The following is an 8,014-nucleotide window of genomic DNA, read 5'->3' on the forward strand; positions in this document are numbered from 1 at the left end:
CTGGCCAAAGAGCAGAGGCGGCTTGAGGCTCAAATCGGCTTAGATCAACTTAGGAGGAAGCAATATGATGCGCTCACTCAAAGGATTGCCCGCCTTGAAACTGCAATATCCAAACGTCAGAAAGAGATTGACGCAGCTGCCGGTGCTGATTCGAAAATCGCCGAACTGATATCCAGGCGGGATGCCGTTTTCAGAGGCATACTGCAGCAGGTTGATAAAGAGGCGGCTGTTCTCACAGACCTTTATAGCCCTCTCCAGAATCGTATGTCGGCCGCAGGTGGAACCGTCGCAAAGCTTCAGTTTTCTGTCATGCGCCATGTGGACATTGATAGTTGGGCCGAAGCAGGCGAGGCGCTGATCGATAAGGTAAAAAAAGGGGCGTTCCGTGGAATTGGCACGCTCAAGTCGATTGTTTCCGAGGAGCTTGCAGCCATTTGGTCAACGGGCACACCTGACGAGATCGCAAAAGCAATTTCAAAATTTCGCGAAAAGTATCGGAAGGAGTTTTGGAATCACATTCCCGAGCATGCACAAACATCTAAAGATGCGCGCCTAACTTGGGCGAACCAGATTTCTGAATGGATGTTAAGCATAGACCACGTTTCTGTGAAATATGGAATCAAGTATGAGGGCGTCGACATTCAAAGGCTATCGCCCGGGACACGCGGGATTGTATTACTGCTTCTATATTTATCGCTAGATACCGATGACCTTAGGCCGCTTATTATAGATCAACCAGAAGAGAACCTTGATCCTAAGTCAATTTACGAAGAGCTGGTTCCGCAGTTTAAATCTGCAAAGCAACGCAGACAGATCATTATTGTCACTCACAACGCTAACCTTGTAGTCAACACCGATGCTGATCAAGTCATTATCGCTGCCCGCGGCGAACTCCATGAAAATAAGCTTCCTGAAATCAGCTACTTATCCGGCGGATTGGAAAATCCACAAATCCGCGAAGAAGTATGCCTCATCCTAGAGGGGGGCGAACGCGCATTTTCTGAGCGTGCGCGCCGCCTGAATATTGGGATTTCGTGATAAACGTCGCCTGTCCACGTTATTTCGTCGGCCAGGCCGGGCTTTCGTGAACCGAGCCAGCACGCTGTCTCGGCCATTCGGCATCAATCCCTGACGCAAGAAACTTAGGGGCCAGCCCCTCGGCGCGGATCATCAAAAATAGATCGGGCCGAGGCTCCGCGCTTGGCCACCTTTCAGCCGGCTTCGCTTGTGCGCCCGCACCAAAACCCAATCGATTTCTGCTGACCCTTGCACACCCCGTTTTCGCCAAAGGGCAGGGTTGCATATGCAACCCCTATGTAATTTGGAGGAAAAATGACGTGCATCGTATTTGAAATGCTCTGGCAGGACATAGAAATCGAGGTGAGCTATCAGGCCGAAAAGTTCGCCGATTGGGATCACTTGGAGCTGCGCTCTATCAAACCGGTCAAAGCGCCTTTGCCGGTCACACCCACCGGCTATCGCTCTCGTTTCTTCCCCGCCGGATCAATCGACCCGACAGGCGACTTTCAAGAGACCCTCAAAACCGAAGTCACCCACTGGCTGGATATGAAAGCCAGCGAACCGGGCTGGATCGAGCAAAGAGAGGCCGGGCGGCAAGGCGAGCTATTCTAGCGCCCCCTTCGTTCGGCCATCATTGAGGGTCCGGCGCATAGCTCCGCCGATCTCGCTCCAACTCCCGACGCTCTTGCCGAAGCTCGGCTTTGATCCGCCGCCGGAAAAGATCAAGCGCCCGGCGCTCTTCTATGTGCGAGAAAATGAGCGCATCTCGCTCTGTCTGGTCTCTCCGGGAGCAGGCGTAAGCCTCGCGCTCATTGACCACCTGAATGCGCTTATGTTCACCCCGCAGCCGATCCCAAAGCCCCGAAACCCCGGAGCGAAACCGTCCAGCACGCCGCTTGGTCTCTTCAAGCTGCCGCGCGTCTTGTTTGCGCCGCAGAGCCTCACGCTGCGCGTTCTGGCGCTTCACCAGTACAGCCCGGCGCATCTCAAACTCTTGCCGCTTCGCCCGGTCTTGCTCACTAAGCTCGCCACTCAGGCGGCTCAGCGTCTTAGCTATATCGCGTGCAATATCTGCCTTGGTGTCCTCGACGCTCGGGAGATCAGCAGGGGAACTGAGCCGTTCTTTAACCGCTTTCGTTCGAACGCCCAAGGTCGTTGGAACGGAATAAACCTCCATCTCGGCATCCAGCACCACAAAGCCGCGCCGATCTCCGCGCGCTAGCCGAAACCCACGATCCTCCAGCGCGGCGATAAAGGCCGCTCTGGAATCGGAGATCGCCCAGGCATCCTGAATGGCGGTTTTGGTCTTTCGCGGGTCTTTCCCGGATCGCCGCGCCTACTGCCATTCGGCCAGCGTGAAGTTACGCGGATCGCGCTGCGCAGGATCCGCTAAGCCCTTGGGCATTTGCCAGCCATGCTCAATGAATAGCTCGCGCGTCAGCGCCATCAGCTTTCGCTTTGTGAACGGCAGCGGCACGGCCTTCATCGAATCCGCATCAATCCGGCTCCACACCACATGGGCATGACGACGCCCGAGCTTTTCATGGAAGACAATCGCTCGTGGCTGGCCATCGAGGCCGAGCTGCTTCTCCGCGCGGTCTATCGCGCGGATAAACTCCTCGGTGGAAACCCGCGCTTTGAGCGGCGGATTGACCGATAGGCTAAAGAGAAACTGCTGGCATTGTGAGCCGCGTGAGAGGGCACAAGCCTCATTGAGCGCTCCGCCGAGCGACTGGGCGGCGAAGCCTCTGAGCTCGTGGACGCTCACATGCTCGTTCTCGGGCTTTAAAAGGTGCTGAGCTAGGTCTTTCGCACCGCCGCGCTGGTTGCCCACAAGGATCATTTCTAATCCTCCGGCGCAACATTGAGCGCAGCGACCAGTGCGCTACGCATCGCGCTTATATCTTCGCAGGCTTGGGCAAGGTCGCCACACAGCGCATCATCGAGCGGTAACGCTCCGTTATGGGCGAGTTTGGCGATCTGGTTCATGTTCTGGGACAAGCGCGATTGTCCGAGCGCTGACAGGACGCATGCGAGGGCTTTATAGTCGGGTAGGGGAATGCGCTGTTTGCGCCGGGGTGAGGCGGCGTCACCAAAGAGGCGATCACGAACGTAGGCGCTGAGCGTTCGCCGTCCCGCCCACTGGCGCAACTTTGCTTTCTCGGTGGCTGTAAGCCGGATGCAAACGGGTTGTGCGACCTCGCTTGAAGCAATGTCGTTTTGTGCACGCTGGTCGAAAGCCGTTGAGATGTTCGGGGTCATGGTTCGATCCCCGGAGTTCTCTGGCGTTTAGGAGCCTTCAGCTCAGGCGCATCAAGCGCCTCAAGCTCCTTGTTCCATTCCGCTAGTAATTCGAGAAGTTGGTTCGAGACGGGTCTTTCGCCCCGCACCATTCTGGTTTCCGCAGCCCATCCGGGCTGCGATGTTCCGCGAAAAGTCGCGGGCGCGCGTTCGCGCTCTCAGCCCGCTTCGCGGGCTGCCAGGCCGAAGGGCCGCCCGAGCTTATGCGAGGCGCGAAGCCCGGATGGGCTGAGCATCACTAAAAAACCTCGCGCGGTCGCGCTAGCGGCGCTGCGCGCCGAGAGGGCAAAGCCTGCCCGCGACTTTTCGCGGAACATTGCAACGCGGATGCGTTGCGTAGGCAAAGACCTTGCGCTTTCAGCCCGCCTTGCGGGCTGCCAGGCCAAAGGCCGCCCGAGCCTTTGCGAGGCGCGAAGCCCGGATGGGCTGAGCATCACTAAATAACCTCGCGCGGTCGCGCTCTCAGGCTGCAAAGCAGCCTGTCAGGGCAAAGCCCGCCCGCGACTTTTCTCGCAATATCGCGATGCGGCCTGGCTTCTCAGGACTTGCCATCGGGCGTGTGTCGTTTCACGCTTCGCCCATGAGCAGAATCCGGGTTCGCCTGCATCTTGCTGCCCCTGTAAGCCCGCCCGCGCGGAGCCTTGCGCCATTGCGGAGCAGCGGCTGATGCACACTGGGCTCGCCCGCGACATCTTCTTCGAGAATCATCCCGATCCGATGCTCATCTATGAGCTCGAGACTCGGCGCATTCTGGCAGTGAACCAGACCTTCACGATCCGCTATGGCTATTCGCCGGAGGAACTGACCGCGCTCAGTCTGCGCCTTGACGACCTGCATACGCCAGAAGAGCTGGAACGGCTGGCCTCCAACGTGGAGGCTGTCACCGAAGGCCTTGATCAGGCCGGTGTCTGGAAAATGCTGTCAAAGTCAGGCGAGATCATCTTCGCCGAAGTGACCTCCCACACGCTGACCTTCGAAGGGAAGGCGTGCGAAGTCGCCGTTATGCGCGATGTCACGGCAGCGGTGAATTTCGAACGGGAACGCGAACAGTCATTGCGGCGTGAAGAGGCACTGCGAAACGAGGCCGAGGCGGCCGCTTTTCATTTCCAGTCCCTGTTTGAGTCTGCACCGGGCAAGTTCATGGTGCTGGAGCCGCGCGACTTCACCATTGTCGCGATCAGCGATGCGTATCTCGAAGCTGTAAGGCTCCGGCGGTCCGAGATCATGGGGCGGCCGCTATTTGATGTCTTTCCCGATGATCCCGACGATCCATCTGCCGATGGCGCAGCTGCAGCGCTGGCCGTGATGGAACGGGTACGTGAAACGGGCATCGCAGAATCTCTGCCCCTCATACGCTACCCCATTGCGCGGCGCGCGGAAGACGGGGGCGGTTTCGAGGAACGATGGTGGCTGGCTGTCTTCTCCGCAGTCAAAAATCAGAAAGGCCAGACCAGCTACCTGATCTGCCGGACAGAGGATGTCACCGAGCTGATCCTCTCGCAGGGGCGAGATCCGGATGAATTGGCGGCCGACCTCGAAAACGGGCCGCTGGAGCTGGAACTGATGATCCATTCGCGCGAATTGCGCGAAGCAGCCGAGCGCCTGAATCTGCAACAAACCAATATGCGTACGGCCGAGCGTCTGCTGGCCATCGGCACCTGGCAGCTCGATATGCAGACCTTGAAGCTGAGCTGGTCTGACAGCACCTATCGCATGTACGGGCTGGAACCCGATCCGGAGGGGCCAAATTACGAGCTGTACATGAGTCTGGTGCACCCTGAGGACCGGGAAGGGGCGCAGGCACGGTTTGCAGAGTTCACAGGCTCAGGCCGGTCAGTGTTTGATTTCTGGCACAGGATCGTACGGCCCTCCGACAAGCGGATCATCCATGTGCGCGGTGTCGGGGAACTGACCGGTCCGCCCGGCCAGCAGACCATGACAGGGGTGGTCCAGGACATAACCGGTCAGATCGAGACCGATGCCCGGCTGACCGAGGCACATGCCCAGCTTCGCCTGGCTGGCCGCGTCGCGCGGACCGGTTACTGGCGCTATGATCTGGAACTGGCCCAAGTGTACTGGTCGGAAGAAACAGCCGCCATTCACGACCTTTCCGGTCCGCGCGATGTCTCGCTGGAAGAGGCCGTCGGGTATTATCTGCCCGAGGACCTTCCGCGCATTCAGGCCAAGGTTCGCGACTGCGTCGAGAAAGGCGTGCCTTACGATGATGTATTGCGGCTGCGAACGGCAAAGGGGCGCATCATTGATGTTCGCTCCATTGGCGAGCCTCAACGCGACAGCAGCGGAAAAATCATCGCCATTCACGGTGCCTTTCAGGACATTTCCGAACTGATGGCGGCGCGTGTCCGAAGCGCGGAACTGGCCGATCGGCTGCAAAACACGCTCAACACGATGAGCGATGCGTTCTACCTGCTCGACAAGGGCTTGCGCTTCCGGTTCGTGAACGAGGAAGCGGAAAAGGCGCTGCGTACGCCGCGCAACTACATGCTCGGGCGCTATATCTGGGACGTATTCCCGCAAAGCGTGCGCGATGCGCTGGAGCCGTGTTTCAAGAAGGCGCGCGCCACCCGCGAGCGGGCCGAGACATCCTTCTGGTACGAGCCTTTCAATGCCTGGTTCGAGGTCAAGGCCCATCCCGGCGCGGAAGACCTTGCCGTCTATTTCCAGGACGTGACGGAAGAGCGCCGCTCGCGCGAGCAGATCTATCTGCTTCAGGCCGCCGTCGAAAACGCGAACGATGTGGTGATCATCACCGAGGGCGTGATCTCCGAGGAAGGCCCGCGCATCGTCTATGTCAACGCGGCGTTCGAGCAGGTTTTTGGCCATGACGCGCAATCGGTCATCGGCAAGTCGACGCGGATGCTGCACGGGCCTGAGACCGATCCGGACACAGTTGCGCGCGTGGTTGCGGCTATCGCGCAATGGCAGCCTGTCCGCTCAGAGATCATGCACTACACCGCGTCCGGTGAAGGCCGGTGGATGGATATCGATGTCGTGCCCATTGCCGATGCATCGGGCAAGCTGACCCACTGGCTGTCGGTCGAGCGTGATATCACCGAGCGCAAGCGGGCCGAAGCCGAACTGCTTGCCGCCCGCGATGAGGCTGAGCAGGCCAACCGTCTCAAATCGGAATTCCTCGCCAATATGAGCCACGAGATCCGCACGCCGCTGAACGGTGTGCTGGGCATGTCGCAGCTTCTGGCTCGAACCGGGCTCGATGCCCGCCAGACCCGCATGATCGAGACGGTCCAGTCTTCCGGCAAGGCGCTTCTGGGGATCATCAACGATATTCTGGACCTCTCGAAGATCGAGGCGGGTCTGATGCAGCTGGAGCCTGAACCGGTTGCGGTATCCAGCCTGTGCGAGCAGGCACTGTCTGCAGTTACAGGGACAGCCCAGAACAAGTCGCTGGCGCTCGATCTTGAGATCGATACCCGTGTGCCGCGCCATATCGTGGCTGACCGCCGACGCCTGACGCAGGTGCTGATCAATCTTCTGGGCAATGCGGTGAAATTCACCGAAGCCGGCTCGGTCGGCCTGCATGTGCGGGCGGTGGGCGGCCGAAAAATCCGGTTTGCCGTCACCGATACCGGAACTGGCATCAGCCAGGAACAGGCACGCTACATCTTCGACCGCTTCCGTCAGGTCGATGCCACCTATGCCCGCCGCCATGACGGGGCAGGGCTCGGACTTGCCCTCGCCAAGGAGTTTGCTGGCCTGATGGGGGGCACGATTACGCTGGAAACCCGCCTCGGCGAAGGGTCGCGCTTCACGGTGATCCTGCCGCTGGTAACGGCTGAAGCAGAAGACGAGGAATTGCCCTCCGAACTGGAAGCATTCCGTTTGCCCGCGGATACGAAGCCGGTCCTGCTCGCAGAGGACAATCCGGTCAACCGCGATACGATAGATATGTTCCTGCGCGAACTTGGCGCGCCGCACCTGGTGTGTGTCTCAATGGCCGCGATGCGGTCGAGCAGGCTTTGGGTCAGGATTTTTCCGCCATCATCATGGATGTATCAATGCCGGTCATGTCGGGTCTTGATGCGATCCGGGCGATACGTGCGAGCGAAACAGCGCGCGGCAAGGTTCCCATTCTGGCGCTGACGGCGCATGCCGCGCCGCAGGACCGCGATGAATGTCTGAAAGCGGGCGCTAACGAATATCTCTCCAAACCGGTTGATCTTGAAGCATTGGCCAGCGCATTGTCGAAACTGATCGGAAAAACGGATACCGGGTAAGTCGGGGCGGAAGGATACGCGATGGGCGAAGAATCGGGCGGTTCACTGCGGGTTGCGATCATTGATGACGATCCGGTCGAGACCGAGATTCTTTCGATACTTATGGATGAGGTATTTGAAGCCGCTGATGTCTCGAGCTTTGCAACGGTCAGCGAGTTCATCGACGAAAGCCGCAAGTCCGATTTTGAACTTGTCTTCCTGGACCGCCGTCTTCCGCCCTATGCCAGCTTCGACGAGACGCTGCCGCTCATCGTGCCGGCTGCGCGCGACGCTGCGATCCTCCTGATCACCGCGCATACGTTCGAGCGGGTTGACCTGTCGGCCTATCCCAATGTGGCAGGGCCGTTCGCCAAGCTGGACCTGATGACGCCCGAAGACCTGCGTTCGCTGATCGAACGGCACCTGCCGAACTAGGCAGGCAGGGCCAGCTTCGTCGC

At 59.2% G+C, this 8,014-nt stretch carries 8 protein-coding genes; 6 read left to right on the forward strand and 2 right to left on the reverse strand.

From position 1 onward, the window contains the following. The 3 genes from ACTS2Z_RS06530 to ACTS2Z_RS06540 all read left to right on the forward strand — a co-directional run. Window positions 1–1,038, forward strand: a 1,038-nt coding sequence (locus tag ACTS2Z_RS06530) for an AAA family ATPase (protein WP_442572412.1), incomplete at its 5' end; no start/stop codon positions are given. A 294-nt stretch (window positions 1,039–1,332) separates the two neighbouring features. Next, the gene (locus tag ACTS2Z_RS06535; protein ID WP_442572413.1) at window positions 1,333–1,632 is read left to right on the forward strand and encodes a hypothetical protein; all 300 of its coding nucleotides are present in this window, start codon (window positions 1,333–1,335) and stop codon (window positions 1,630–1,632) included. A gap of 73 nt (window positions 1,633–1,705) precedes the next feature. After that, window positions 1,706–2,242, forward strand: coding sequence for a hypothetical protein (locus tag ACTS2Z_RS06540; protein WP_442572414.1), 537 nt, complete (start codon window positions 1,706–1,708; stop codon window positions 2,240–2,242). A gap of 114 nt (window positions 2,243–2,356) precedes the next feature. Here ACTS2Z_RS06540 and ACTS2Z_RS06545 read toward each other — a convergent pair whose 3' ends face one another. Both ACTS2Z_RS06545 and ACTS2Z_RS06550 read right to left on the reverse strand, forming a co-directional pair. Beyond that, window positions 2,357–2,863 (reverse strand): relaxase/mobilization nuclease domain-containing protein, encoded by a 507-nt coding sequence (locus ACTS2Z_RS06545; RefSeq protein ID WP_442572415.1) that lies wholly within the window; start codon window positions 2,861–2,863, stop codon window positions 2,357–2,359. A gap of 2 nt (window positions 2,864–2,865) precedes the next feature. After that, on the reverse strand, window positions 2,866–3,282 hold the full coding sequence (locus tag ACTS2Z_RS06550; protein WP_442572416.1) for a hypothetical protein: 417 nt from the start codon (window positions 3,280–3,282) through the stop codon (window positions 2,866–2,868). Between the two features lie 705 nt (window positions 3,283–3,987). Between ACTS2Z_RS06550 and ACTS2Z_RS06555 the strand changes: the two genes are divergently transcribed. The 3 genes from ACTS2Z_RS06555 to ACTS2Z_RS06565 are packed head-to-tail and all read left to right on the forward strand — an operon-like array spanning window position 3,988 to window position 7,991. Then, entirely contained in the window at window positions 3,988–7,443 is a 3,456-nt protein-coding gene (locus tag ACTS2Z_RS06555; protein WP_442572417.1) for a PAS domain S-box protein, read from the forward strand. After that, window positions 7,347–7,577 (forward strand): response regulator, encoded by a 231-nt coding sequence (locus ACTS2Z_RS06560; RefSeq protein WP_442572418.1) that lies wholly within the window; start codon window positions 7,347–7,349, stop codon window positions 7,575–7,577. The genes ACTS2Z_RS06555 and ACTS2Z_RS06560 overlap by 97 nt, the downstream gene beginning before the upstream one ends. Window positions 7,578–7,598: 21 nt before the next feature. Beyond that, the gene (locus ACTS2Z_RS06565; RefSeq protein WP_442572419.1) at window positions 7,599–7,991 is read left to right on the forward strand and encodes a hypothetical protein; all 393 of its coding nucleotides are present in this window, start codon (window positions 7,599–7,601) and stop codon (window positions 7,989–7,991) included. Window positions 7,992–8,014: the final 23 nt, after the last annotated feature.

Origin of the sequence: Glycocaulis sp. (assembly GCF_052168375.1) — a bacterium.
Taxonomy (GTDB): domain Bacteria; phylum Pseudomonadota; class Alphaproteobacteria; order Caulobacterales; family Maricaulaceae; genus Glycocaulis.